General features: G+C 59.0%; 24 protein-coding genes. 15 read left to right on the top strand and 9 right to left on the bottom strand.

Going from position 1 to position 24,765, the window contains the following annotated elements; genetic code table 11:
• The first annotated feature begins 48 nt into the window (after positions 1 to 48).
• Positions 49 to 966, top strand: a complete 918-nt coding sequence (locus CAF76_RS25710; protein WP_085649062.1) for an AraC family transcriptional regulator — start codon at positions 49 to 51, stop codon at positions 964 to 966.
• A 442-nt stretch (positions 967 to 1,408) separates the two neighbouring features.
• Positions 1,409 to 1,771, top strand: a complete 363-nt coding sequence (locus CAF76_RS25715; RefSeq protein ID WP_074690824.1) for a DUF6124 family protein — start codon at positions 1,409 to 1,411, stop codon at positions 1,769 to 1,771.
• 792 nt (positions 1,772 to 2,563) lie between these two features.
• Here the strand turns inward: CAF76_RS25715 and CAF76_RS25725 are convergent.
• Positions 2,564 to 3,259 carry a hypothetical protein gene (locus tag CAF76_RS25725; RefSeq protein WP_085649064.1) on the bottom strand — a complete coding sequence of 232 codons (696 nt, stop codon included), beginning with the start codon at positions 3,257 to 3,259 and terminating at the stop codon, positions 2,564 to 2,566.
• A 296-nt stretch (positions 3,260 to 3,555) separates the two neighbouring features.
• Here CAF76_RS25725 and CAF76_RS25730 point away from each other — a divergent pair, with 296 nt between their 5' ends.
• The 3 genes from CAF76_RS25730 (at position 3,556) to CAF76_RS25740 (ending at position 5,418) form a co-directional block, all read left to right on the top strand.
• Positions 3,556 to 4,380 (top strand): AraC family transcriptional regulator, encoded by an 825-nt coding sequence (locus CAF76_RS25730; RefSeq protein WP_085649065.1) that lies wholly within the window; start codon positions 3,556 to 3,558, stop codon positions 4,378 to 4,380.
• 72 nt (positions 4,381 to 4,452) lie between these two features.
• Positions 4,453 to 4,839, top strand: coding sequence for a cupin domain-containing protein (locus CAF76_RS25735; protein ID WP_085649066.1), 387 nt, complete (start codon positions 4,453 to 4,455; stop codon positions 4,837 to 4,839).
• Positions 4,840 to 4,977: 138 nt separating this feature from the next.
• Positions 4,978 to 5,418 (top strand): N-acetyltransferase, encoded by a 441-nt coding sequence (locus CAF76_RS25740; protein WP_085649067.1) that lies wholly within the window; start codon positions 4,978 to 4,980, stop codon positions 5,416 to 5,418.
• 364 nt (positions 5,419 to 5,782) lie between these two features.
• Here CAF76_RS25740 and CAF76_RS25745 read toward each other — a convergent pair whose 3' ends face one another.
• Complete coding sequence (locus CAF76_RS25745; protein WP_085649068.1) at positions 5,783 to 8,089, bottom strand: hypothetical protein; 2,307 nt, start codon at positions 8,087 to 8,089, stop codon at positions 5,783 to 5,785.
• Between the two features lie 375 nt (positions 8,090 to 8,464).
• Between CAF76_RS25745 and CAF76_RS25750 the strand changes: the two genes are divergently transcribed.
• The 6 genes from CAF76_RS25750 to CAF76_RS25775 all read left to right on the top strand — a co-directional run bounded on the left by CAF76_RS25750 (position 8,465) and on the right by CAF76_RS25775 (position 13,739).
• Positions 8,465 to 8,932 (top strand): metallophosphoesterase family protein, encoded by a 468-nt coding sequence (locus CAF76_RS25750; RefSeq protein WP_085649069.1) that lies wholly within the window; start codon positions 8,465 to 8,467, stop codon positions 8,930 to 8,932.
• A gap of 43 nt (positions 8,933 to 8,975) precedes the next feature.
• Positions 8,976 to 9,596 carry a LysE family translocator gene (locus CAF76_RS25755; protein ID WP_085649070.1) on the top strand — a complete coding sequence of 207 codons (621 nt, stop codon included), beginning with the start codon at positions 8,976 to 8,978 and terminating at the stop codon, positions 9,594 to 9,596.
• Between the two features lie 118 nt (positions 9,597 to 9,714).
• The gene (locus CAF76_RS25760; protein WP_064595873.1) at positions 9,715 to 10,062 is read left to right on the top strand and encodes a metalloregulator ArsR/SmtB family transcription factor; all 348 of its coding nucleotides are present in this window, start codon (positions 9,715 to 9,717) and stop codon (positions 10,060 to 10,062) included.
• 9 nt (positions 10,063 to 10,071) lie between these two features.
• The gene (locus CAF76_RS25765; protein ID WP_085649071.1) at positions 10,072 to 10,542 is read left to right on the top strand and encodes an arsenate reductase ArsC; all 471 of its coding nucleotides are present in this window, start codon (positions 10,072 to 10,074) and stop codon (positions 10,540 to 10,542) included.
• Positions 10,543 to 10,553: 11 nt separating this feature from the next.
• Entirely contained in the window at positions 10,554 to 11,243 is a 690-nt protein-coding gene (gene arsH / locus CAF76_RS25770; protein ID WP_064595868.1) for an arsenical resistance protein ArsH, read from the top strand.
• A gap of 117 nt (positions 11,244 to 11,360) precedes the next feature.
• The gene (locus CAF76_RS25775) at positions 11,361 to 13,739 is read left to right on the top strand and encodes a DUF3772 domain-containing protein (protein WP_085649072.1); all 2,379 of its coding nucleotides are present in this window, start codon (positions 11,361 to 11,363) and stop codon (positions 13,737 to 13,739) included.
• A 27-nt stretch (positions 13,740 to 13,766) separates the two neighbouring features.
• Here CAF76_RS25775 and CAF76_RS25780 read toward each other — a convergent pair whose 3' ends face one another.
• From CAF76_RS25780 to CAF76_RS25790, 3 genes are all read right to left on the bottom strand, one after another.
• Entirely contained in the window at positions 13,767 to 13,931 is a 165-nt protein-coding gene (locus CAF76_RS25780; protein ID WP_064595861.1) for a DUF2986 domain-containing protein, read from the bottom strand.
• Between the two features lie 52 nt (positions 13,932 to 13,983).
• The gene (locus CAF76_RS25785) at positions 13,984 to 14,679 is read right to left on the bottom strand and encodes a tRNA (adenine(22)-N(1))-methyltransferase TrmK (RefSeq protein WP_085649073.1); all 696 of its coding nucleotides are present in this window, start codon (positions 14,677 to 14,679) and stop codon (positions 13,984 to 13,986) included.
• A gap of 123 nt (positions 14,680 to 14,802) precedes the next feature.
• Positions 14,803 to 15,300: a hypothetical protein gene (locus CAF76_RS25790; protein WP_085649074.1), complete on the bottom strand. Its 498-nt coding sequence runs from the start codon at positions 15,298 to 15,300 to the stop codon at positions 14,803 to 14,805.
• 96 nt (positions 15,301 to 15,396) lie between these two features.
• Here CAF76_RS25790 and CAF76_RS25795 point away from each other — a divergent pair, with 96 nt between their 5' ends.
• A complete protein-coding gene (locus CAF76_RS25795) occupies positions 15,397 to 16,794 on the top strand; it encodes a PBS lyase (protein WP_256579665.1) in 1,398 nt (465 codons plus the stop codon).
• 13 nt (positions 16,795 to 16,807) lie between these two features.
• Here the strand turns inward: CAF76_RS25795 and CAF76_RS25800 are convergent, their stop codons facing one another.
• Both CAF76_RS25800 and CAF76_RS25805 read right to left on the bottom strand, forming a co-directional pair.
• Positions 16,808 to 17,404 carry a LysE family translocator gene (locus CAF76_RS25800; protein WP_064595853.1) on the bottom strand — a complete coding sequence of 199 codons (597 nt, stop codon included), beginning with the start codon at positions 17,402 to 17,404 and terminating at the stop codon, positions 16,808 to 16,810.
• 52 nt (positions 17,405 to 17,456) lie between these two features.
• Positions 17,457 to 18,293: an AraC family transcriptional regulator gene (locus CAF76_RS25805; protein WP_085649075.1), complete on the bottom strand. Its 837-nt coding sequence runs from the start codon at positions 18,291 to 18,293 to the stop codon at positions 17,457 to 17,459.
• 167 nt (positions 18,294 to 18,460) lie between these two features.
• On the opposite strand from CAF76_RS25805, the gene CAF76_RS25810 reads away from it, so the two are divergent.
• Entirely contained in the window at positions 18,461 to 18,655 is a 195-nt protein-coding gene (locus CAF76_RS25810; protein WP_085649076.1) for a PLDc N-terminal domain-containing protein, read from the top strand.
• Between the two features lie 210 nt (positions 18,656 to 18,865).
• On the top strand, positions 18,866 to 19,930 hold the full coding sequence (locus CAF76_RS25815) for an alpha/beta fold hydrolase (protein ID WP_085649077.1): 1,065 nt from the start codon (positions 18,866 to 18,868) through the stop codon (positions 19,928 to 19,930).
• A 21-nt stretch (positions 19,931 to 19,951) separates the two neighbouring features.
• On the opposite strand, the gene CAF76_RS25820 is transcribed toward CAF76_RS25815, so the two are convergent.
• Positions 19,952 to 20,977 carry a GlxA family transcriptional regulator gene (locus tag CAF76_RS25820; RefSeq protein WP_085611847.1) on the bottom strand — a complete coding sequence of 342 codons (1,026 nt, stop codon included), beginning with the start codon at positions 20,975 to 20,977 and terminating at the stop codon, positions 19,952 to 19,954.
• A gap of 355 nt (positions 20,978 to 21,332) precedes the next feature.
• Here CAF76_RS25820 and CAF76_RS25825 point away from each other — a divergent pair, with 355 nt between their 5' ends.
• The gene (locus CAF76_RS25825) at positions 21,333 to 22,643 is read left to right on the top strand and encodes an MFS transporter (protein ID WP_085649078.1); all 1,311 of its coding nucleotides are present in this window, start codon (positions 21,333 to 21,335) and stop codon (positions 22,641 to 22,643) included.
• A gap of 60 nt (positions 22,644 to 22,703) precedes the next feature.
• Here CAF76_RS25825 and CAF76_RS25830 read toward each other — a convergent pair whose 3' ends face one another.
• The gene (locus CAF76_RS25830) at positions 22,704 to 24,692 is read right to left on the bottom strand and encodes a U32 family peptidase (protein ID WP_085649079.1); all 1,989 of its coding nucleotides are present in this window, start codon (positions 24,690 to 24,692) and stop codon (positions 22,704 to 22,706) included.
• Between the last annotated feature and the right edge of the window lie 73 nt (positions 24,693 to 24,765).

The raw sequence follows: 24,765 nt of genomic DNA on the forward strand, positions 1-24,765 counted from the left end.
CTGAAAAGCTTCAGGCAGACGCTCATGAACACTTGTGAGAGCCTTGAAATGGAACAGAGCGATGCTTTCATCCTTCAAAACACAGCCGTCTACCGTGACGAACTGGTTCGCCTGCTGACGCAACGCTTTACCACACCCGGGATCTATGAGACCGCCATAGCTCCCCTGCATGTCATCCGTTTCGATGCACCTTCGGAGCTGATCCATACCGTGCACAAACCGGCACTTTGCCTGATCGTGCAAGGGCAAAAGGAAATCGGCCTGAGTGACGACCACTACCTGTACGACCCCCTCAGCTACCTGGTGGTTTCGGTCACCCTTCCGGTGTCGGGGCGCGTGCTGATGGCCAGCCCGGAGGCGCCTTACCTGTGTATCCGGTTTGATTTCGAGCCCACGGAAATCGCTCAGGTCATCGCCGACGCTCCGCCGGCAGGCGTCCCGGACGAGCCGGAGCTTGGTCTTTTCCTCGAGAAAGTCGATGTGCCCCTGCTGGAAACAATGCTGCGGCTGGTCCGGCTGCTGGAAACACCGAAAGACATCGGCATGCTGGCACCGCTCGCCCTTCGCGAGTTGTATTACCGCCTCCTGCGGGGTGTGCACGGCCGTCGTCTGTATGAGCTTGCCCTCGGCGACTCGCAAACACGGCGAGTAACGCGGGCAATCGATTGGTTGAACAACCACTACACCCAACCCTTGCGCATCGAAGAACTCGCCCGGGTCGCCAACTTGGGCAACTCCACATTGCATCATCGTTTCAAGGCAGTGACAGCCATGAGTCCGCTGCAGTATCAGAAACAACTGCGCCTGCAGGAAGCCCGCCGGCTGTTGCTCGGCGAAGGGCTGGATGTGGCGAGCGCCTGTTATCGAGTGGGCTACGAAAGCCCGTCGCAATTCAGCCGGGAATACAGTCGCCAGTTCGGATGCCCGCCCTCCAGAGATGCCAGCCGGGTTCGGCATCCTGCGTGATGGCCTGGCCGGAGCCAGTTCAGGGCAGCAGAGCGCCGGGGAAAGATCCAATACGAAGGTTATTGAAGGAGCCATCGGAGGTTGTTTAAGGGCTTTGGCCTTTGCTGTTTAAAGACACTCAGCGTTACTTCCTCAAGGCTACAACGCCTTGCGTCATTGCCTACGACTACGCCAGAATCCGCCGGCTTGTGCGTCTGGGACGCGGGTTTTATCGTTTCCGGGTCACTGAAAAACAGTGATCGGGTTTGGTAGCCCGAGTTAACTAGTCGCATAGCGCGCTATTCGCAGACCTCCCCAGGTCTGCACTTGATGGTGGCCATGCGCAGGGCACTTTCGAGTGCGCCGGGTTCCTAGTTACCGGTCTACCAACCCGCGTATTGGCCGCCACCCTTCGTTTGGTAGCGAGGGTGAAGGCTCCTTTTCAATAATTAGGAGTTTCACCATGATCAAACCAACACCCAACCCACCAGAAACCGATCCGGTTTCGCCCTACAAATTCCCCGACTCCCGAACCCTCAACGAAGCCGCCGAACGCGCCCTCGACCACTACCTGACTCCGCAGCAACGAGTCATGGGCAGCCACCACAAACACGACCCCATGTACCTGGCCAACCCGGCCTACGACACCGAATCCCTGCTCGCCAACGCCAGCGAATCATTGGGATCGGCCAGCGAGATGCTCAACAACTTTGCTGCGACGCTAGAGCCTGCCCATCGCAAGACGGCGATCGGGATTGCGCAATTGGTGATGTTGAGTGAGTTGGCGGTGAATCAGGCGTTGGATCATGTTGAGGTGAAGAGCTAAACGCTTGTCCTCTACGGGCGGATAAACCGCAACGATAGAGTGAATGAGCGTTGGCCGAAGCTGCCACGATGAATGGCAGCTTTCGGCCAGAAGCGGACGCTCGGGAGTTACCGATTACGGCCAATATCAGTCGACGGAGCCGATTGAGGCTGTTCCATTTTTCTAATCCGCATTGCGCCCCGACACGTGGCCGTTCCACTCCATATCTGTAAATCCACTGGTTTTGAGTTAGCAGCGACGTTTAGGACGACTGTATCCGGCTTGTTCTAGAAGTTTACTAGCCTCGTGAATGTCGAGTGAGTACCTATCTGGATCCATTAGATCGGTGTAGAACTCTGCGCAACCGCCGACTACATGACCGCTCCAGATTGAGACCTCTCTACTTTCTCTGCGAAATAATTGAAGAAAGAAACGTTTAAAGTCAGATGTAAGAGAAAACCTAGCTCTGTAAGGGTTACCCTTGCGCAGATAGTCATCCCAATTTAGCCTAATCGGAAGGCGAAAACCTTCCATTCTAGTGGACAGGTCTAAAATGATATTAAATGTCAAAAACTCTACTCTAACTCCTAAAAGATCCTGCACCAAAATCCTATTCAATACGTTATTTCTTCCTTCGTCGGTATTGTATAAGCTGGTCCATATGCCTTTTTGTGAAGACTGCACCACAACAATGTGGGCTCGTTGTATTGAACCAGAACTATCAACGACTATTGCATATTCTGCTGCACACGGTTGACGATCATTGCCAGCATAAAAAATTTGCTTCACAAGATAATCTCACTCTCTAAGCGGTCAACTCAAAAAAGCCACGAGCTTGCTTCCGAATTTTGTGTTCTGTTTTGACAGGCAACTATCTGCACTTAGAATCATTTCAAGCTGCTTTACCTCAACCAACCCCTTTTGGTAAAGGTCACTCCATATGCTGTCAAGGATTTCATGATTTGCAATTAGTTCGGGCATAGCACTTGCAATAATTTGAGATAGAGATACTGAAGTTTGGTATGGTTTAACACGATTATTCTCTGTAAACCACCGTTCAGGATCCTCGAAAAGCTTTAGGAGCCTAATGTGTGAAACTGTGCACACGTCTACAAAATTAAGGAAAATCTGTCGATAATCATCACTTGGGCATGTAGGTAGCGCAGAGTTTATTACGGCATTTCGTAATGCTTCAAGCTTTTCTGCCTGATGGTTCCTTAGTGAGATATTGCAAACTTCTGCAACCGTACTTATAAATGCTTCATTTTCCTTTAGCCCTGCTTCCGTTACAACCCCTTGATCTATGAGGTCGTTTAAAGCCGCTCCAATCGCAAGCATTGTTTCTGTGCGGCGCTTATTTAAGGGGGCCTCAAGTAAAGAATTAAAAATCTCCAACAACGGACTTCCAACAATGGGTGCTGCACCTATGACAACTCTTCCAATGCGGTGTAGCTTCTCATCAATTGGTTCGACTTTTGGATCAATCGCTTCAAGATTAATTTTTTCCATGATTAGAGACTCCTTGATGCCATACGGCCTATGCTAAATATTGGTATGCTTTCCGTTGTCAAGCATATCAATTTTACCCAACTCAAAGTAGTCCATCGCGGTGAGCCCCAAGTGCTAATCAAAATTAGAAAAGAGGACGCATTTATTTTTAGGATCAACCGGCTGCTTTGGGTCGATAGCAGCCATTCGCGTACGACAGCTTTCGGCCAGAAGCAGACATCTAAACACCCCCACTTGTATATTCCCGACAGACAGATCTTCACCACTAACGCGCGGAATCAGGAAGGCACACATTCATGGATCAGAAAAATGGCCAAGCTGGCAATGCCGACTGGGTCATCCGCAGTGTTCAACCTGGAGGGATCGAGCGTATCGAAGCGTGGTTTGGCAGCCACGGCTACGATCCACATCGCCATGACACCTATTCGATCGGTCGAACGTTGGCAGGCGTGCAGAGCTTTCACTACGAAGGCTCGCTGCGCCACGGTGTTCCCGGCAACACGCTCGTGCTTCACCCCGACGAACTCCACGATGGTATGGCCGGCACCGATGCAGGCTTTCGTTACCGTATGGCCTACGTTGATCCGGCATTAATCCAGAACATCCTGGGGGGAGAACCCTTGCCCTTTATCGCGGGGGGAATTTCGAGCGATCCGCGTCTGTTCCATGCCAGCGCAGCTTTCGTGCAAGCAGTGGATCATCCACTGGAAACACTGGAGGAACAGGACGCGCTATTTGACTTGGCAATGGCGTTGCGTGCCGTCGGTGGCAAGCCACGCGGGCGCAAGCGTCTGGACTACCGCGCAGCCGAGCGCGCCAGAGCGTTCATCCTCGAACATCTGCATTCATGCATTACGCTGGAGATGCTGGAGCATGCCAGTGGGCGCGAACGCTGGAGCCTGTCACGCGACTTCAGAACGCTCTACGGTACGAGCCCTTACCGATTTGTCACCCTGCGCCGCCTGGATCGGTTCCGCGCATTGGTGCTTGAAGGTTTCACCTTGGTGGATGCAGCCCTCGTCGCGGGTTTCCACGATCAAAGTCATATGACGCGACACTTCACCCGCTGCTACGGAATACCGCCCATGCGCTGGCTGGAACGATTGCGGGCCGCGCGCTGACTTGCAGGATCGTACAAGAGCGCCCCGTTCCATGCGCTATAGGCTGGCGACTTCAACCACAGAGGATCCGTCATGTCAGAGCTCCGTCATCAACCATCTTCAGTTCCTGTAAACCTTGCACGTAAGGCTTCACTCATCGAACAGCAATGGAGCCCAAGGGTTGTTGCAGAGATGAATGACTACCAGTTCAAGGTTGTGCGAATCGAAGGCGAATTCATCTGGCACTCACATCCTGAGACCGACGAAGCATTTCTTGTCCTGGAAGGCACTTTGCGCATCGACCTGCCGGCAGGCTGCGTCTATGTGAATCCGGGTGAACTGTATGTGGTACCCCGTGGCGTTGAACATCGGACGGCTGCAAAAGGTGAAGCAAAACTGATGATGATCGAGCCTCGAGGTATTTTGAACACAGGGCATGAAGATGGCGAAAGAACGGCCTTGAACGACGTCTGGATATAATCCAACGCCACCCTGTGCAATCGGCCGGAGATTGCCATTTGTGTACTTCGGAAAGCGGCTATGGCAGTCGATCAAATACGCAAAAACCGGCACTTGATTTGCATGCCACTCAGTAACAACTGGCCATAAGGAAATGATATGGGGAGGCAATGGCGTACAACCGGCAACATTCACGAGAAGGATCTGCGGGCCGTTTCTGACGGCGTCATACAACATGGGCAGAATCTGTCGCGCGGACGTGGCGGCAGTGCGGATCCTATAGCCTGTACGCTGATGGAAGAGGATGACTTGGTCGGCGGCGTCACCGGCCGGACTGAATTTCGCCGTCTTTTTATCAATTACCTATGGGTAGATGTTTCATGGCGTGGCCAAGGTATCGGAACTGAACTCTTGCACAGACTTGAGGCACTTGCTCTGGAGCATGGCTGCTGTGACGCACTTATTGAAACTCTCGATGACAGCGTGGCGCATTGGTACAGGCGGTGCGGCTACCGCCTTGTCGCACATCTGCCTCAGTACTGCGGGCCTTGGAATCGCCACACGCTCTTGAAGGACTTGAGGTCGGACGGCGTTGAATGATTGGAGGGATTTCAAGTTGTATGGGCCTTCTGAAAGATTACTTTGGCCTAACTGTAGTTGCTTATGAGTAATCGCTTTCGGCCAGAAGCAGTCTTTCGAGGCTTAAGTCGGACCTACCTCGAAAGCCCGCTTGCGCCGTCGTCGACCTCACGCAATATTCTCTTCAGCTCAGGCCGCGTCCACTTCTCCCAAGGACATACATCCCGGTCATCGTCGCCGTGCCAATACTCGCCTGCATCAAATGCCTGGTAGATCGCGTGGCAGTCTCTGGGGGCTATCCCATCAGACCTTTAGGGATTCGTCGTTGCGCCGAGCATGGCGACATGCGCAATGCTCAGCGGTATGACTGCAAAGGAGAAGCCGCTCAATGGAACATTGTGAAGTTATCCAAGTACGAGGCGGATGCTCCAATGATTATATCTATGAATTTAATTTCTTTATTTGGTGCTTCTGTAATGTTAACCCATACTCGTCTTTGTTCATCATATGGTGGGGTGGACTGAGTTTTAATTGGCTGTAGGTTTTCGTCATAGCATTTGTATGACGAAGGGATGTTATACCATGAGGCAGTGCCGAATCTAATGCTTTTTGCTGGGTGGTTTAGTGTGATTCTTATAGTGGTGTTGGGGTGCGTGAATAAATGCACTCCGCTTATATGAGGGGCATAACGAGTGGAGAGATGAGAGATGTGTAAAAGTCCTGCTACTACCTTAACGGTCATGCTGGGGAGCTTCTCTTCATGGCCAGGCTGTATGTATTGCTCTCTAGCTGTCTCAAAATCCTCTGAAGTCACTAAAGGGTTTTTCAATAACTTTAAAGTCAAAGTCGGAAACGCAATGGGCGTCAAATTGTTGGTCGCGCTTGGCAATGCTTCAAAGGAAACTTTGAATTCAGTGTCATGCTTCAGGGTTGATAGTTGTTCTCTAGTCAGTATTTCTTTTATTCCAGAGGTTGTTTCCGGATCTGTTATTTTGTGGTTGGTCAATATCGGGATTGTGTGGTCGTTATTGTTATTGTCTTTCCCCGAAAGTGTTAGTTGCACAATGTTTTCAGTGCTGATGCCTGTCCACGGCCGCACGGTAACCTCAGCGTTTCCTTGAAAAGAATTCAAATCCAGCACTTTGTCATCCGGTGCCTGTGGGATTTTTGGCGAGGGTAGCCGCTCATCTCCATCCGCGATCTTCAACAATGTCACCCTGGTCGCATCTGATTTACCCGCTTGTTCACCATTGCGATTCAAATTCCAGCGAAACTCGATCACTTTTCCATGCCGCGCGGAGAGAAACGCCGGGCTCAACACCGTGTTCACCCGCTTATTGCTGTTGAACTCCACCAGCGGAAACTGTGGCGAACCTGCTGGCGGATTGACTTCCACCAGTCGTGCGCGGTCTCCTTTCAGTGCGCCAAGATACTCGATGCGCACAGTCACCCCGTCGGGATAGGCCAGCACATCAATCGGATCAACGGCCGGTGCCACCAGTGTTGGCGGCTCCAGATCGACCGGAGCGGTTCCTGTCACCGTTGCGGTGGCTGTGTTGGAAATCCCCACCAAACCAACTGTGAGCCTGTGCAATTCATAATTCGCAGTCACCTTGCTGCCAGCGAAGACCTTGTCATTGGGCACTTCAAGGAAACAGGGCAGTTTCCCAATGAAAGGATCCTCTTCGACTTTGCCCCGGACTACCACGGGGTCGGATTGCCCTGTAGTGGTATAGGTCGCCACAATCTCGTCACCCACCACAAAGCGGTTGTCTTTGGTGATCACGACCAGCAGCAATGGATTACCCGCCAGTTTTTCCAGATCAATGATGCTCGCGTCATCACCGGGATAGTCCTCTTTACGTTCAAGCAGAATTGGCATTGGAAGTAAGACGCCATCCAGATCCTCATCCACCGTCTGTACCGGCGACCACGGTGCATCGGTGTCCGGGCCGTTGCCGAGCTGGTCGGTGACGGTGTAGGAAAAATGCAGCTTTTTATCCAGCCGTTTTGCCTTGTCCAGATAGTCGCGGGTGATGGTGAAGCAAATGGTAATGGGGATTTCGTCACCGGGATTCGGCGGTTGCGGCGCCTGATTCGGATTGACCCTGGGCTTGGGCTCCAGCAGTTCGCCATTGCACTTGAGGGTGATGAGGTCATACGCCCGGCAATACGGGTAGGCCACGCAGACTTCGGCGCTGACGAAGTCCGGGCCGACGCCGTTCTTGATCTCATCGGGCAGTAGCAATTTGAGTTCGGAGTGGCCACCGGGGTCGGTCAGGCGATCCTTCAGGCCGGGACGGATGCGGTTGTAGAGCATTTCGAGCGGGGGCGTGGAGGTCCCTAAATTGCTGCTTCCACGCCTGATCGTGTAGTACAGCTTGTTGACCCGGTCCGGATGTAGTCGACCCTTGGGAATACGCAGCGTGGTGCGTGCGTTCGGATCGACAATGGTTTCGCTGTCCAGTGCTGCCGGTTCCTCCTCAAGCCAAAGCTCCATGACATCTCCGGGATCCATGGTGCCCGTCGACGGCGGATCGACGAGAACGACTGCACCTTCACCATCGGTGACCAGATCATAGGCGACCAAGGGCACTCCGATATGTGCACCTTCCACGGGCGTGGTCTGGCCATTGACGATTGGCGGATAGAGAACGAAAACGGTGTCGTCCGGTGGGGTTGAAGTGGTCACGGTTGAGGCTCCTGGGCGGTGGGAACGGGCAGGAGCTATCAGAGCGCTAAACGATGAATTTCGCACCTGTCAGATCTGACAGGTGACGGCGGTTTTGCGACGAGTGGTCGTGTACTGTATGAAAAAACCGCCGTCCCGGTTGATTCGCAACGGCGGTTCTTTTTGTCTGGAAAGATGTGTTGCCTGTAAGTCAGCCGTCTTGAGCAAGCTCACTCCCACAGGAGGGCAACAGTGGCATAACGCGATAGGGATGACGGCAAGCCCGACTTCGATAAAGAGGGTAGCAGGACACAATCTATTTGCCCTTAGTCTGTCCACCGAATGCTTTTGGCCGAAACCAGCCACTCCCATCCAAACCACCAACGTAGAGTCCCCATGAAAACTGCCCTAATCTCCGACACCCACAACCTCCTCCGCCCCGAAGCCCTCGCCGCGCTCCAGGGCTGTGACCAGATCATCCACGCCGGCGACATCGGCAACCCGGACATCCTCGCCCAACTGGCCAAAATCGCCCCCGTCCACGCCGTGCGCGGCAACAACGACCTCAACAGCCCGTGGGCCGAAAACCTCCCCGGCCTCCTGACCTTCACCCTCAACGGCTGGCCAACCCTCCTCGTCCACGACATCGCCGACGTCCCCGCCGATCTCGATCCGGGCATCAAGCTCATCATCACCGGCCACTCCCACAAACCCCGCATCGAATGGCGCGGTGACCGTCTCTACGTCAACCCCGGCAGCGCCGGCCCTCGGCGTTTCAAATTGCCGGTCACGCTGGCGATCCTCGAGATACAACCCGACCGCATCGAACCGCGCCTGATTTCACTGCTGGATCCCCCCGCCTGAAATCGCTACCGTTCCCGCATCCAGAACAGGGAACCCACGCACCATGTCCATCGCCGACAACCTCCTCGCCTTCACCCTCGCCGCCACGCTGTTGACCCTGACACCCGGCCTCGACACCGCACTGGTGCTGCGCACCGCCACCGTCGAGGGCAAGCAGCAAGCGTTGCGCGCGGCGTTGGGGATCAATGCCGGTTGTCTGTTGTGGGGCGCGGCGGTGGCGTTTGGGTTGGGGGCGTTGATTGCGGTGTCGGAGCTGGCCTACAACCTGTTGAAGTATTGCGGCGCGGCGTATCTGGGGTGGCTGGGGTTGAACATGCTGCTGCGCCCTCGCCGTTCGCTGGCACCGGCCGAGGCCGATGGCAAACCGGGGGCGAACTGTTTTTTCAAGGGCATGCTGGGGAATGTGCTGAATCCGAAGATCGGGATTTTCTACGTGTCGTTCCTGCCGCAGTTCATTCCGCAAGGTCAGCCGCTGGTGCCGTGGACATTCGGGCTGGTGAGCATTCATGTGGTGCTCGGGCTGATCTGGTCGCTGGTGTTGATTGGCGCGACGCAGCCGCTGTCCGGGTTTCTGCGCCGGGAGAAGGTCATTCGCTGGATGGATCGCACCACCGGGATGATTTTCGTGTTGTTTGCTGCGCGGCTGGCGTTCAGTAAGCGTTGAAGCGCCTGCGCTAAACAAATCTTCGGTCGAGAGCTGCCGCCTTCATCAAACTCGAGGCTTGCCCATTACATATGGATATCCGTATATTCGGACAACCATATGTACTCAAGGCATCGTCATGCTCACCCCCGCCTCCGTTTTCAAATGCCTTGCCGACGAAACCCGCGCCCGGGCCACGCTGCTGATCACCCGTGAGGGTGAGTTGTGTGTCTGCGAGCTGGTCTGCGCGCTGGACGACAGTCAGCCGAAAATCTCCCGCCATCTCGCGCAATTGCGCACCTGCGGTCTATTGCTGGATCGCCGTCAAGGCCAGTGGGTTTATTACCGGCTCAACCCTGATTTGCCGACATGGATTCGCACGCTGCTTGAAACCACATTGGCCGCCAACACCGCCTGGCTGGAAGAAAACAGCGCACGGCTGGCGGCTATGGGCGATCGCCCGCTCAATACGTCTGCCTGCTGCTGAGGATCGAAAATGCGAGTTCTATTCATGTGCACCGCCAACAGCTGCCGCAGCATCCTGTCGGAAGCGATGTTCAACCATCTGGCGCCGGCCGGTTTCGAAGCAGTCAGCGCCGGCAGTTTCCCCAAGGGCCAGGTGCTGCCGCGCAGCCTGACCATGTTGCAGGCGGCCGGCATTTCCATCGCCGGGTTGAGCAGCAAGGGCAACGAGGCCTTCGAGGACAACCCGCCGGATATCGTCATCACCGTCTGCGACAAGGCCGCCGGTGAGGCCTGCCCGGTGTACTTCGGCCCGGCCCTTAAAACTCATTGGGGGCTGGAAGATCCATCGGATGTGGTCGGCGATGAACGGACCATCGATGCCGCCTTCCGCGCCACCCTCGCCCGCATCGAAACCCGCTGCCGAGCCTTCCTCGCCCTGCCCTTCGCCCAACTTGACCGTGATGCCCTCAAGCGCGAGCTCGACCGTATCAGCGCGCTGTAACCGGAGCCGACATGACCGATTTGCCCAACCTCGACCCTTCACTGGTTCAAACAACCACGCGTGACGAAGGCGCGCACAAGCCGCGCATCCTGCTGCTTTACGGCTCGACCCGACCGCGCTCCTTCAGCCGCTTGCTGGTCGAAGAAGCCGCCCGCCTGCTGGAGCACTTCGGTGCCGAGACGCGGATCTTCAATCCTTCCGGCCTGCCGCTGCCGGACGATGCGCCGGGCGATCACCCGAAAGTCCAGGAACTGCTCGAGCTGATGCAATGGTCCGAAGGCCAGGTCTGGTGTTCACCGGAACGCCACGGTGCAATGTCGGCAGTGTTCAAGGCGCAGATCGACTGGGTGCCGCTGGCCCTTGGCGCGGTGCGTCCGACCCAGGGCAAGACCCTCGCGGTGATGCAGGTCTGCGGCGGTTCGCAGTCGTTCAACGTGGTCAATCAACTGCGCGTGCTGGGCCGCTGGATGCGCATGTTCACCATCCCCAATCAGTCATCGGTGCCCAAGGCTTATCTGGAATTCGACGAAGGCAACCGCATGAAACCCTCGGCGCTGTACGACCGGGTGGTGGACGTGATGGAAGAGTTGGTGAAGTTCACGCTGTTGCTGCGTGATCGCCCGGATCTGGTGGATCGTTATTCCGAGCGCAAGGAATCGGCGGAGGAATTGATGCAGCGGGTCAATCAGCGCTCGATCTGAATAACCGCAACGCCGCGAACGGTGGCCCGTCGCCCGGGTCACCGAAACTTTTCCGCGCCCTCCGGCCCCATCACCTAACCTCAATGTTTGTGTGATCAACCGGAATCGCCCAGTCCCATGCGTAATGCATTGAAGTCATTGATGTTCATCACCCTGACGCTGCTCTGTCCGGGTGTCTCGATGGTGTCGGCCGCCGACCTGCCCGGCACGCCCGATGTCGGCGCCCCGCTCCCCGGCGTCACGCAAAGCGATCTGCAAGCCCTTCAACTGCGCCTCGACGGCCTCAAGCAGCAGATCTCGTCCGCCAACAATTACAACCAGCTCGAAGGCCCGCAGGACCGGGTGCAGACGTTCATTCTGGACATCGATCGGCTGTCCGCGTCGCTGTTGCCGCAGCAGGCGCAACTGACCGTGCAACTGGGCGTGCTCGGTGCCGCGCCGGCCGAAGCGGTCGCTGCCGAACAAGCCGATATCGCCGCGCAACGGGCGACGTTGATCGAGCAGAAAACCAAAGTCGATACGGCGCTGAAGAACCTCGCCACCCTCAAGCAAAGCGCCACGGAGCTGATCACCCAGATCGCCGGTATCCGCCGCACCTTGCTCGAAAGCGAACTGACGCTCAGCACCCACAGCATTCTGAATCCCGGCTTCTGGGCGCCCCTTGTCAATCCGTCGGCGGATGATCGCCAGCGTCTGCGCTCTTTCGTCGATCAAGTGCAACAGACCGGCGCCGAAGCCTGGCAACCGGGTCAGCGCTTTTACACCGCCCTGCTGGTGGTACTGGCCTTTATCGTCTGGACGCTGGGCCGGCGGCTGGCCGATCGCTGGCTGGCGTGGGTGTGCATTCACCGCATGCCGGAGGGTCGACTGCGCCGCAGTTCGCTGGCGTTCGCCTCGGCGCTGGCGACTCTCGCGACCACCGCCATCGCCCTGCAACTGCTCTATTACGCCTGCACCCGTCACGTGCCGTTGCCGCCGATGCTGGCGACATTTTCCGATGAGTTCGGGAAAGTGGTTTATGCCTGCGTGCTGATCACAGGGCTCAGCCGCGCGTTGCTCTCGACCGAGCATCCGTCCTGGCGACTGCCGGCGGTGGCTGACCCGGTGGCGCTCGCGCTGCATCCCTACGCGCGGTTCCTCGCCGCAACGCTGCTGGTGCTGGTGACGGCGGTGCAAGTCAGCAATGCCGCCGGCATGAGCAGTCAGATTGTGCTCGCAGGCCGGGGCATCATTGCGCTGGCGGTGCTGGGCATCGTCACCACGCTGCTGATGCGCGTCGGCAGGGTGCGCAAAACACTGGCCGCAGCCGGTGACACCCAAGTGGCGGGCAACACCTTCGCCGGGGTGGTTTACACCGTTGCCACCCTGGCTATGGTGCTGTCGTTCGGCGCCCTGCTCACGGGTTACGTATCGCTGGCGCGGTTCATCACCTATGAACTGGTGTGGGCGTTTATCGTGTTTTCCGGGTTTTACCTGCTGATGCAGTTGCTCAAGGACAGCTGCGAGTATTTCTTCTCACCCCGCCATTCCAGCGGCAAGGCGCTGAAACAGCTGCTGGGTGTCGGCGACCGACGCCTTGAGCAGGCCTCAACGCTGCTGGCCGGTTTCGGTCGAGCCGCGCTGTTGCTGCTGGCGGTCATCACCCTGTTCGTCGGCGGGATCGGCACCACCCTGGGCCAACTGGCCAACAACATCGGCACGATCCTCGGCGGCGCCGGCCTGCGCAAACTGAACATCGTCCCCGGCCATTTGCTCAACGCGGTGCTGGCGCTGCTGATCGGCATCTACCTGATCCGCGCCCTGCGCCGCTGGCTCGACAACGAGTTCCTGCCCAAGACCGACATGGACCCGGGCATGTGCGCCTCGCTCAGCACGCTGTTTTCCAACATCGGTTATGCGGTGGTGATCCTGCTGACCCTGTCATCGCTGGGGGTGCAATGGACCAACCTGGCGTGGATCGTCAGCGCCCTGTCGGTGGGCATCGGCTTCGGCTTGCAGGAGATCGTGAAGAACTTCGTCTCCGGGCTGATCCTGCTCACCGAACGCCCGGTCAAGGTCGGCGACCTGATCAGCATCAGCGGCGTCGAGGGCGACATCCGCCGGATCAACGTGCGCGCCACCGAGATCCAGCTCAGCGACCGCTCGATCGTGATCGTGCCCAACTCGCAGTTGATCTCGCAGAACCTGCGCAACGTCACCCTCGGCGGCAGCGCCCAGGGCGTGGCGACGCTGGAGCTGATGTTCCCGCTGGATATCGACCCCGAACAGGTGCAGAACCTGCTCTTCGACACCTACAAGGAACACGAAACCATCCTCGAAAAACCGGCGCCGTTCGTGCGCTTCAGCAAGCTGACGCCGGACGGGATTACGTTGACGGTGACCGGGTATGTGGCGAGCCCGAGGATTGTCGGGACGACCAAGAGTGATTTGCTGTTCGAGATTCTCAAGCGGCTGGGGGCGGCGGGGATTGAGCTGGCGAAGCCGCCGAGTACCTGAGGTAAAACCTGCTGCGCGCCTGCCTGATCAGGCCTCAGGGGTTTCAATCGACTCTGGAGCCGCTTGCGCCTCGAGCTTCAGGCGATCAGCCTTGCTGATGTACTTCGGCTTGTTGCTCTTGGGTGCCAGTTTGGCGTTGGCCTTTCTGGATTTTTCTTTGAAGAGCTGTTGCAGTTTTTTCTGACGGTTCATGGTGTTTTGGCCTGCTTGAAAGTTGTTGGATGATATCAGCGTTGGGCCTGCTTCACCCCAGCACGTCAGTAATCCAGCGCACCTGCTGCGTCAGCTCCTGCACCTTGTGTTCACAAACGGCATGCCGAGCCCGTCCAAAATGAGCCAGCGTCTGCTGCTTGTGCCGCAGCCGGTGCTGCCACTTACTGACAAACGCCGGACTGCGCGCCTGCAACTGCAGCGGCCCGAAGTACAGTTCCTCGGCGGTATAGGAAACCGGCCCGCCCCGCTCGGCCACGATGACTTCGTAGTCGAAGCGGTTCTCCCGAAGGATTTCCTCACAGAGGATTCGGTAGTCGTTGTCCATCAGCCATTGGCGCAGCGGTTGCTCGCCGCCGTTGGGTTGCAGGATCAGCCGTTCGCGGCCGCTGAGGCGTGCCTTGCCGGCTTCGAGGATGTCTCGGATGGTCTCGCCGCCCATGCCGCACACGGTAATTGCCGTGATCCCGTCGACAGGATCGACAGCCATCAAGCCATTGGCCAGGCGCACGGTGATCTGCTGCTCAAGATCGTTTTCGCGCACGGTGCGTTGCGCCGAACGGAACGGCGTCACAGCCATCTCACCCGCCACCGCCGCCGTGATCGCGCCACGGCGCATCAGGGCCACCGGCAGGTAGCCGTGATCCGAGCCGATATCGGCCAGCCGCGCACCGGCGGGCACATGCGCCGCCACCCGCTCCAGGCGCAGGGACAATGTCTGTTCGTTCAACCGCAACCCCTTTCACTCTGAACGCCTGGCACTGGTGGCCGGATCGGGGCGCGATTCTGGGGGGATACGCCGGGGAATTCAAATGTCTGCGACCAAATCACTTTGATCGATCCGCGCTTCTCCTCAACTGCCGATAGTTGCCAGGAGCCGGCCGGCCCGCTCGGCCAGAACAGGATTTTCCCCCTGCGCCAGAATCCGCAGCTTTTCCCTGGCGTTGTCAGTTCCGATATCACACAACGCATGGATGCATTTGACCCCCAAAGCGTATTCGGAGCCGATATAGGAATACTCCGCCAATGCGGCCTCGAACAGACTATCGACCGACGCCGGACATTTGAGAATCTGCAAGGCACTGGCGATATCTTCATGCCGCGTGTGCCAGCGCTCACCCAACAGGCGACTCAATACATTTGAACAGTCTGCTGGCAACGAAAACAGATAACCAAACGTCAGCGCACACTCAACGCTATCGGCGTCCTTGTCGCCAAGTGCTGTCTCCAGTTCCTGACGTACATAGTTTTCGGGGATATCGCCTCCCGAAAAAAACAACTCGAGGAATGTCTCCCGCGACACTCTTTTCAAAGCGAGATCGATCACCAGGTCTTGCTGTTCGTTATTCACCGTTAACTCGCCCTCCAGCCGGACCAGGACGCGATTGTGTCGGATAACGCGTTGAATTCAAGAGGGCTCTACGCCTGCGACCGCAGAATTAGTAAAGTGGCCACCCTGCACCCGGACAACTACAGAAAGGATCATCGCGTGACATCTCCAAAGGACTGGCTGGACCGGCTGAGAAACAAACCCGTGACCGAGCCCACATGGGCGGAGCACCGGCGCAACGAAGCGCTGGAACTGCTCGCGAATGCCAACGGCAGCGGTACGTGGATAGAACTCAGCACCCACTACAACGGCTTCGTCCGCGAAGTCGCCGTGAGAGAACTCATTCGCGACTGTTCTCCAGAAGCGCTTGTAGCCCTGATAGAACGACTCAACGATTGGGTGCCGCAGATTCGCGATCTGGCGCTGTCCGGGCTGAACAACTACCTGAACCCCGCTCAGGCGCCTGCGTTGCTGTATGCGCTGGACTCGATCATGGCGCTGGCGGCGCGGCAGCGGGTTGACCATGCCCCCACCTACACCGCCGCACGCACTGTTCTTCAATCACCGGAAATCCGCGATAAGGTTTTCGCAAACTTTCTCACGCGGCAAGGCAAAGCCGCGCGCTACCTGTTCAGTTTGCTGCTGGAAACGGATTTCGACCCGGAGAGACTCCTGCGTAGCGCCCTGGCCCATCGGGAGCTGACTGTAAGGCTAGCTGCGGTGTCGGTCTGTCAGGATCTATCGCCAGCGCAGGCCTCGCCTTTGCTGATTGAGGCCCTGTCGCGGCCGGGTGCCAAGGTGCGTGTCAACATACTCCGCGCGCTCCTTCCCTTGTCTGATGATCCAGGCCAACTGTTGCGGATGGCTTTACTCGATCCTTCGCCCTCGATCCGCAGCCTGGCGCGTTGGGCTGCACCTCGTCACGGCGTCGATGCACCTGAGGTACTGGCGCAGCGACTCAGTCAGGATTTCCCCACCCGCAAACGCGAATGGCTTGGCGTACTGGGCCTGGCTGCCGAGCTGGAAATCAGACTCCAGAAGCACTGGCTTACTGAAGCGCTGAGCTCGATCTATCCCTCTGTGCGGCAGGCTGCGGTTCGCCTGCTGGGCGACGAAGATCTGCCGCTGATGCTCGGGGCGTTGGGTGATTCTTCGGAAAAAGTGTACCTCGCCGCCTACGCGCTAACAGACAAGCAGCCCTGGGCCGCGCTGAATGCCGGGGTCGCCGCGAAACTGGATTGCGAATGGCATGACCTGCCCCCGCAACGCAGCCGGGCAATCTTGCACTTGATGTCGAGTTGGCAGCAGGTCGCCTATCTGTTGAAACGGCTGGAAGCAGAACCCGTGATCGAGACATTCTGGCTGCGGCAGGTGGATCTCTGGTGCGATCGTCAGTATCAGGCGGTCGACCCGGTCACCTCAAAAGACCAGCGCAACGCGTTGGTGCAACGGCTCAGAGCGCTGGCCGCCAGCGGCCTTATCCAGAGTGACAGGGTTGCGCTCTTTACCGACTGATATCTGAACCGATCTACACCAACACCGCCAACCAGGCCGACAGCAACAACAAAAACGCCAGCCCGGCATTCATGCGCCGCAATGCCCGTGGCGAGCCAAAAAACCGCGCACTGCCCACGCCCAGTAGCGCCCACGCCGTCATGCACGGCAGGCAGACCATTAGAAAAACCGCCGACAACAGCAGCATCCGCGCGCTGTCGTCGCCGTTGCCGCCAAACACACTCACCACCGCCACGGCCATCATCCACACCTTGGGATTGATCAATTGCAGGCCGGCGGCGCCGAATACGTTGAAGCCTTCGTCACTCGACGTTGAAGACTCCAGCGACGGCGGCGTGCTGCGAAAGATCTGCCACGCCAGCCAGCTCAGCCACAACACCCCGGCCCAGGCCATCGCCTGCTGGACACGGGGATAGCGCAGCAAGGTTTCCCCCACGCCGAGTCCGACCACCAGCACCACCAACGCCGCCGACACACACGCGCCGAAGATGATCGGCACGGTGGCCGTCAGACCGCGCCGCGAGCTGTGGCTCATCACCAGAATATTGGTCGGCCCCGGGGTGATCGAGGCGACGAAGGAAAACAGCAGAAAAGGCAGCAACGATTCCATGACAGGACTCCCGAATCAAAACAGGAGGCCATGGTCGCGGTTGCGCGGGGGTTCAGTCTGGAAGGTTTGAGCAGCGCTTGCGGTAGTCCGCCGGCGTCAGGTGATAGGCACGGCGAAACCAGCGCCCGAGATGGCTTTGATCGGCGAAACCAAGGGCGCTGGCGACGGTCGCGGGTGTTTCGCCGCGCGCCAGCAACTGGCGGGCGCGGGCCAGGCGCAACTGGATCAGATACGCATGCGGCGCCAGTCCGAAAGCGGCCTTGAATGCACGGGTCAGACGAAAGCGATCGACCCCGCAGGTCTGGGCCAGGTCGTCCAGCCCGATGTCCTCGAAGGCGTGCCCATGCAGATAATCCCGCGCCACCTGGGCCACCCATGGCAGGCGCGGATCGAACGGCTGGCGCTTACGCCAGTCGAGGTGGGACGTCAGCGCACCGAGCAAGGTGTCGATGGCGGTCTGGCGCACGATGCGCAAGTCGCCTTGATGCAGGGCGTTGAAGGCCTGATTGATGGCCGTGGACAGGCGCGAATCCTGGCTCAGGGTATCGGTGAACCCGAGCTGGCTGTTGTCCGGCGCATGCTCGAACAGCACGCGCAATTCGCGCTCCAGCCAGTGCGGGTCGAGGTAGAGCATGGAATAGGTGAAACCCTCCTCCGTCGGCGCGTGCCCGTCGTGGATCTCCCCCGGTTCCAGCATGAAAATCTTGCCCGGCGTACTCAGATGGCGCACGCGCCGGCAATGAAACTGCTGCACACCCTGCTCGGTGACGCCCACCAGAAAGCTGTCATGCCAGTGCGGATCGTAGGCATGCCCCTGGAAATGGGCACGAATCGACTCGATCCCGGTGTCGGCATCCTGAGACAAGTCGATCCAGTTGCGTTTGTCCACGCAAGGCTCCGAAGGCAGTGGTTGTTCGTCAAGGACGTCTACGTTACCGCGACTTTGCCGATGGGTTTAGAACATTTGTGCACGTGAGCCAGGCAGGCCATCCAGTAAATTTAATGAACCCTGAGTGTCACGGCCCGCCTAAGCCAAAGACCATCAGGAGGTAGCTCATGCAAATTGAAACCACGTGGATCGTACTGGCCGTCGTGCTTTTGCTCATCGAATTGTGGGCGATCAACCGGGTGCGCAAGAGTGGGGGGAAAGCCAGCAACAAAGGTGTCTGGATCGTATTGATCGTGTTTGTGCCGCTGTTCGGGCTGATCGCCTGGGCGCTGGCCGGGCCCAAGCACGTCACGCAGGCCTGAAGCCCAAGGCAAGCAAGAGCCCCGAACATTCGGGGCTTTTTGTTGGCCGCTGGTTTGTATCGCAGTGTGTACGAACGCCTCCCGGATACATGCCCGCGCATCAGCTGATGAAAACGGAAACAGCGCAGATACGTGGCCAGTCTTTAATGGGCTCCAGATTCGAAGGGTTCAGCCAGAACCCGGCCCTCGCCGATCATAAGGAGACTTGCCATGAAGCACGCACCACACGCTACCGTCACCACCGGGAAAAACCGTCACCGTCTGCTGGGCCTGTCGCTTCTCGCCACTGCGCTGCTGCAGTTTGGCGCCTTCGCTCAAGCGCAAACCGCAGCACCCGAGCCGATCAAGACCGCAGCCGCCAGCGTCACGGCTGACCTGCCATTCGGCCCGCTCAAGCACGTGAAGGCCGGCGTATTGGACGTGGCCTACGCCGAAACCGGCCCGGCCAATGGCCCGGTGGTGATTCTGCTGCACGGCTGGCCGTATGACATTCACAGCTACGACGACGTCGCGCCGCTGCTGGCGGCCAAGGGTTATCGGGTGCTGATGCCGTACGCCCGGGGTTATGGCGACACGCATTTCCTATCTGAAAAGACTGTGCGCAACGGCCAACCGGCGGCGCTGGCCAGTGACGTGATCGATTTCATGGATGCGCTGAAGATCAAGCAAGCCGTGCTCGGTGGCTACGACTGGGGCGCGCGATCGGCAGACATCGTTTCGGCGCTGTGGCCGGAGCGGGTCAAGGCGCTGGTCTCGGTCAGCGGTTACCTGATCGGCAATCAGGCCGCCGGCAAGAATCCGCTGCCGCCCAAGGCCGAACTGCAATGGTGGTATCAGTTCTACTTCGCCACTGACCGTGGTGAGGCGGGCTACACCAGGAACACCCATGATTTCGCCAAGCTGATCTGGCAACTGGCGTCACCGAAATGGGCGTTCGACGACGCCACCTTCGACCGCAGCGCCAAGGCGTTGCAGAACCCGGATCACGTCGCGATCACCGTGTTCAACTACCGCTGGCGTCTGGGCCTGGTGCAGGGTGAAAAACAGTACGATGCGCTGGAACAGAAACTCGCCACCGCGCCTTCGATCAGCGTGCCGACCATCACCCTCGAAGGCGATGCCAACGGCGCACCGCACCCGGCGCCCGAGGATTACGCCAAACGCTTCACCGGCAAATACCAGTTCCGCCTGATCAACGGCGGCATCGGGCACAACCTGCCGCAGGAAGACCCGAAAGCCTTCGCTCAGGCGATCATCGACGCCGATCACCTCTGAAGCGGCACGCCGAACGGCTCGTCATTTGACGAGCCGTTTTTCTTTGGACGGGCGATAACCGAAATAGGCGCTGTAGCACTTGCTGAAATGACTCGGCGAAACGAATCCGCAGGCCACCAGCACGTCCACTTGGGACAGCTCGGTGTGTTGCAGCAGGCGCCGAGCCTCGGTGATGCGCAGTTCCATGTAATAACGCTGCGGCGTGGTGCCCAGTTGTTCCTTGAACAGCCGCTCCAGTTGACGCCGGGAACGCCCGGCATACACCGCCAGTTGTTCCAGCTCCAGCGGTTCCTCCAGATTGGCGTCCATCAGCTTCACCACTTCACGCAACGGCGCGCTGACGCAGAGGTTCTCGGTCGGTTTGATCCGCCGGTAACGGGATTCCTCGAACGCCAGAATGTCTTCGATGCCTTCGACCAGCGCCTTGTCGTGCAGGCCCTTGATCCAGTCCAGCGCCATGTGGAACGCGCCGGACGGACTGGACGCGGTCAACCGGTCGCGGTCGATCACGTAGGGTTCGCTGCTGACCTGCGTCGCCTTGGAAATCTCTGCCAGCGCCGGTCGATGCTCCGGGTGAATCGCACAGCGATAGCCTTCCAGCACCCCTGCCCGACCCAGGAACCACGCGCCGTTCCACAACCCGGCCAGTATCACGCCAGCCTCGGCGGCCATTTTCAGCAGGTTGATGAGCTCATCGCTCGCCTTCAATTCCGTGCGGTAACCGCCGCAGATCACCAGCAGATCCAGTTCCTGCAACACGCTGGTTTCCAGACGCGAGTCCGGGCGAATCACCAGCCCCAGGTCGCTGATCACTTCACCGTCGCTGAGGCCGAAGGTGCGCGTGGAAAACAGACCGGGGCGCAGCAGATTGGCGGTGACCAGGGTGTCCAGCGCCTGGGTGAAGGCCGGCAGGGAAAAATGCTCCAGCAGCACAAACCCGGTGCGGGTCATGCGTCCCGGCCCGCTGGCGGGCTCGTTCAGGTAGCGAAGGTTCTTGCCCTTCATGCCACCGCTGAATTGGCGTCGTTCGATCAAGGTGGGGTCCATCGTTTCGTTGTTATGCCGCCATGCTAACCGGCGCCGCAGCAAATTACTCGCGAACGACGCAAGCACCTCAGTGCGATCGCTGCTGATACCAGCGAGCCTGCGTCCCAACGTCGCAGGCCCGGCACCTTGGCAAACGCCACACAAGGCTTAAAATCGCGCCTCCTCTTGCAGTCGCCCGAACGGCGCCTGCCCGCAGCCATGACAACCCTCAGGTTTGAACAGCCGGCCACTTTCACGAAGTGCGCCAGGCTCAATCGTCCTGCCCGTTCGGCGGTCGTTTGTCTTCAACACACTTCGGCTTGGCACTCGCATGCGCAGAGGCGCACGTTCCGCTGTTCGATCACTTGAGGTTTTTATGACACCGCGTTTGCTGGCCATGGCGCTGGCGCCCCTGCTCGGGCTGTTCATTGTTGCCCTGGGCAACGGCTTTCTGTCTTCTTTGACCACCCTGCGCCTGGGCGCTGCCGGCGAATCGGCGACGATGATCGGCATCGTGTCCTCGGCCTATTTCATCGGCCTGACGCTGGGCGCGATCTTCAACGACCGGCTGATCCTGCGCATCGGCCATATCCGCGCCTATAGCAGCTTCGCCTCGCTCATCGCCGCGACCATCCTGCTGCAAGGGCTGTTTTATGACACCTGGGGCTGGGTCGTCCTGCGCCTGATCAACGGCTGGGCCACGGTCGGTGTGTTTCTGGTGATCGAGAGCTGGCTGCTGCTGGCCGGTGACGCGAAGATTCGCGGCCGTCTGCTCGCGTTGTACATGATCGTTCTCTACGGCGCCGGCGTGCTGGGTCAGGCGTTTTTGGGAAAAATCACCGGGCTGGGCGACACCGCGCCGTTCATGGTCGCCGGCATGCTCGCCACCCTGTCGGTGCTGCCGATCGTGATCCTGCCGCGGGTTTCACCGCTGCTTGAACAGGTCGAACCGCTCAAGCCACGGGCGCTGCTGGGTGTGTCCCCCACCGGACTGGTCGGGTGCTTCGGCTCCGGCGTGACCATCGCGGCGATCTACACCCTGCTGCCGCTGTACCTGCAACGCATCGGCCTGAACGTCGGCGAAGTCGGCAGCATGATGGCCTGGACGATCCTCGGCGCGATGCTGCTGCAATACCCGGTCGGGCGCTGGTCCGACCGCAAGGATCGCCTGCAAGTGCTGACCGTGCTCTGCGCCGCGTGCACCGTGCTGTCGCTGGTGATCGTGCTGGTGCCGCTGTCCTCGGCCATGCTCGCGGCGATGTTGTTCCTGCTGGGCGGCGGCGTGTTCGCGTTGTACCCGGTTGCGGTCAGCCACGCTGCCGACCGTGCGCCGGTCGAAACGTTGGTGCCGATGATTCAGGGCATGTTGCTGATTAATTCGCTGGGCTCGGCGATGAGCCCGCTGCTGATCTCGCCGGCGATGAACGCCCATGGCGAAACTGGCCTGTTCTGGGCCTTCGCGCTGGTCAATCTGAGCATGGTGACGTTCTTCTTCTGGCGCCGTGGCAAGCGCCCGGTGCCGGCCAATCCGGCGCCGTTTGCGGCGGCAGCGACGTTCTCGCCAACCGGCGCCGAGCTGCGAGTGACCGAGGATCTGCGTCAGGCGGCGCAGGACCATCCGCCGATGGTCGATGCGTTGAGTGGCGAAGCGGCGCCGCAGACAGGATCGCGCTACGAAGCCAGTTGAGTTTCTGGCAGGCATAAAAAAACCGGTGACTTTCGTCACCGGTTTTTTATTGCCTCTGAATCAGTGCGGCGCGCGCGGGATCGTTTTCATCAGATCCTCAGGGCTGATATGCCCCACCACACTGCCCGGCTGCGGCAAATTCAGGATGTGGCCCTTCATCTTGCCGATCACGTGCATTTCGCACGGTTTGCAGTCGAACTTCAGGGTCAGCACTTCATCGCCGTGAATCAGCTGCATCGGCGCGACCTTGGTCTTCACACCGGTCACGCCTTTGGCCTGTTTCGGGCACAGGTTGAAGGAGAACCGCAGGCAGTGCTTGGTGATCATCACCGGCACTTCGCCCGCCTCTTCGTGGGCCTCGTACGCGGCGTCGATCAGCTTCACGCCGTGACGGTGGTAGAAGTCGCGAGCCTTCTGGTTGTAGACGTTGGCCAGGAACGACAGATGCGCCTCCGGATACACCGGCGGTGGCGTGGTCTCGGCCTTGCGCGAACCGCGCGGGTGGGCGGCAACGCGGGCGGCGGTCAGCGCTTCGATCACTTCGCGGCGCAACGACTTGAGCTGCGAGTTCGGGATGAAGAACGCTTGCGGCGCATCCAGTTTGATCGAGGTCGCGTGGTACTCGGTGGTGCCGAGTTGGCCAAGCAGATCGTGCAAGGTCTCCAGCGCCTGTTCCGGTTTGTTGGCGACGCCGAACGGGCCTTCCAGCGCGACGCTGGCGCTGATGCCCTCTTCGCTGGTCACGGTCAGTTCCAGACGCGCTTCACTCAGCTTCGCCAGCCAGCTCACGCCGATCCGACGCTCGGCAGAAGTCTTGAGCAAGGCCTGCTGCCAGTTGTGGTCGAGGTTGCGGTTCAGCGGGTGGTTCGGGCGCAGCTTGTACAGGCCTTCAGGCATTTCGTTCGGCTCGACGCGGTAGCGGTAGCGCTTCTCGCCTTCTTCCTCGAACTCGCCCTTGGCTTCGGCGATGTTGGCGCGAAACCCCACCACTTCGCGCTTGACCAGCACGTTGAGGCCGTCGCCGTTGGACAGCGGCTCGTGGGTGATGACCTGCATGTCACGCTTGCCGACTTTCTCGACCACGCCCACCGCCAGACCGGTGAAGGTCGGCGAATCGAAGGCGCCGATGTCGATCTTGCGCTCGCTGACGAAGTAGTCGGTGCTGCCCCGGTGGAAGGTCTTTTCCGGGTCCGGCATGAAGAAATGCGCGGTGCGGCCGCTGGAGGCGCGGGCCAGGTCCGGACGGTCGTTGAGCACATCGTCGAGGCGCTGGCGGTAATAGGCGGTGATGTTCTTCACATAGCCCATGTCCTTGTAGCGACCTTCGATCTTGAACGAACGCACACCGGCCTCAACCAACGCGCGGATGTTGGCGCTCTGGTTGTTGTCCTTCATCGACAGCAGGTGTTTTTCGTAGGCGATCACGCCACCCTTTTCGTCTTTCAGGGTGTACGGCAGACGGCAGGCCTGGGAGCAGTCGCCCCGGTTGGCACTGCGCCCAGTCTGCGCGTGGGAAATGTTGCACTGACCGGAAAACGCCACGCACAACGCGCCGTGGATGAAGAACTCGATGGCGGCATCGGTTTCATCGGCGATCGCGCGGATTTCCTTGAGGTTCAGTTCACGGGCCAGTACCAGTTGCGAGAAACCGGCCTGATCGAGGAACTTCGCCCGCTCAAGGGTGCGGATGTCGGTCTGGGTGCTGGCGTGCAGCTCGATGGGTGGAATGTCCAGCTCCATCACGCCCAGGTCCTGGACGATCAGCGCATCGACGCCGGCGTCGTACAACTGATGGATCAGCTTGCGCGCCGGCTCCAGTTCGTTGTCGTGCAGGATGGTGTTGATGGTGGTGAAGATGCGCGCGTGATAGCGACGGGCAAATTCCACCAGTTCGGCAATTTCGCTCACCTCGTTGCACGCGTTATGGCGCGCGCCGAAGCTCGGGCCGCCGATGTACACCGCGTCGGCGCCATGCAGGATGGCCTCGCGGGCGATGGCCACGTCACGGGCGGGGCTGAGCAGTTCCAGGTGATGTTTGGGCAAGGACATATGTTTTTTTAGTCAGGCTGTCACGGTCGAGGCGCGCATTGTACCTGCGAACGGCCTGACCGGCACCCATGGG

The organism is Pseudomonas sp. B40(2017), from assembly GCF_002112855.1.
In the GTDB taxonomy this organism is placed as follows: Bacteria; Pseudomonadota; Gammaproteobacteria; order Pseudomonadales; family Pseudomonadaceae; genus Aquipseudomonas; species Aquipseudomonas pharyngis.

Coding starts and splice junctions, on each gene's coding strand:
- CAF76_RS25775 (WP_085649072.1), top strand. CDS start 11,361: ATGCGTAATGCATTGAAGTCATTGATGTTCATCACCCTGACGCTGCTC.
- CAF76_RS25750 (WP_085649069.1), top strand. CDS start 8,465: ATGAAAACTGCCCTAATCTCCGACACCCACAACCTCCTCCGCCCCGAA.
- CAF76_RS25815 (WP_085649077.1), top strand. CDS start 18,866: ATGAAGCACGCACCACACGCTACCGTCACCACCGGGAAAAACCGTCAC.
- arsH (WP_064595868.1), top strand. CDS start 10,554: ATGACCGATTTGCCCAACCTCGACCCTTCACTGGTTCAAACAACCACG.
- CAF76_RS25820 (WP_085611847.1), bottom strand. CDS start 20,977: ATGGACCCCACCTTGATCGAACGACGCCAATTCAGCGGTGGCATGAAG.
- CAF76_RS25730 (WP_085649065.1), top strand. CDS start 3,556: ATGGATCAGAAAAATGGCCAAGCTGGCAATGCCGACTGGGTCATCCGC.
- CAF76_RS25710 (WP_085649062.1), top strand. CDS start 49: ATGGAACAGAGCGATGCTTTCATCCTTCAAAACACAGCCGTCTACCGT.
- CAF76_RS25825 (WP_085649078.1), top strand. CDS start 21,333: ATGACACCGCGTTTGCTGGCCATGGCGCTGGCGCCCCTGCTCGGGCTG.
- CAF76_RS25800 (WP_064595853.1), bottom strand. CDS start 17,404: ATGGAATCGTTGCTGCCTTTTCTGCTGTTTTCCTTCGTCGCCTCGATC.
- CAF76_RS25810 (WP_085649076.1), top strand. CDS start 18,461: ATGCAAATTGAAACCACGTGGATCGTACTGGCCGTCGTGCTTTTGCTC.
- CAF76_RS25765 (WP_085649071.1), top strand. CDS start 10,072: ATGCGAGTTCTATTCATGTGCACCGCCAACAGCTGCCGCAGCATCCTG.
- CAF76_RS25755 (WP_085649070.1), top strand. CDS start 8,976: ATGTCCATCGCCGACAACCTCCTCGCCTTCACCCTCGCCGCCACGCTG.
- CAF76_RS25830 (WP_085649079.1), bottom strand. CDS start 24,692: ATGTCCTTGCCCAAACATCACCTGGAACTGCTCAGCCCCGCCCGTGAC.
- CAF76_RS25760 (WP_064595873.1), top strand. CDS start 9,715: ATGCTCACCCCCGCCTCCGTTTTCAAATGCCTTGCCGACGAAACCCGC.
- CAF76_RS25735 (WP_085649066.1), top strand. CDS start 4,453: ATGTCAGAGCTCCGTCATCAACCATCTTCAGTTCCTGTAAACCTTGCA.
- CAF76_RS25715 (WP_074690824.1), top strand. CDS start 1,409: ATGATCAAACCAACACCCAACCCACCAGAAACCGATCCGGTTTCGCCC.
- CAF76_RS25740 (WP_085649067.1), top strand. CDS start 4,978: ATGGGGAGGCAATGGCGTACAACCGGCAACATTCACGAGAAGGATCTG.
- CAF76_RS25725 (WP_085649064.1), bottom strand. CDS start 3,259: ATGGAAAAAATTAATCTTGAAGCGATTGATCCAAAAGTCGAACCAATT.
- CAF76_RS25780 (WP_064595861.1), bottom strand. CDS start 13,931: ATGAACCGTCAGAAAAAACTGCAACAGCTCTTCAAAGAAAAATCCAGA.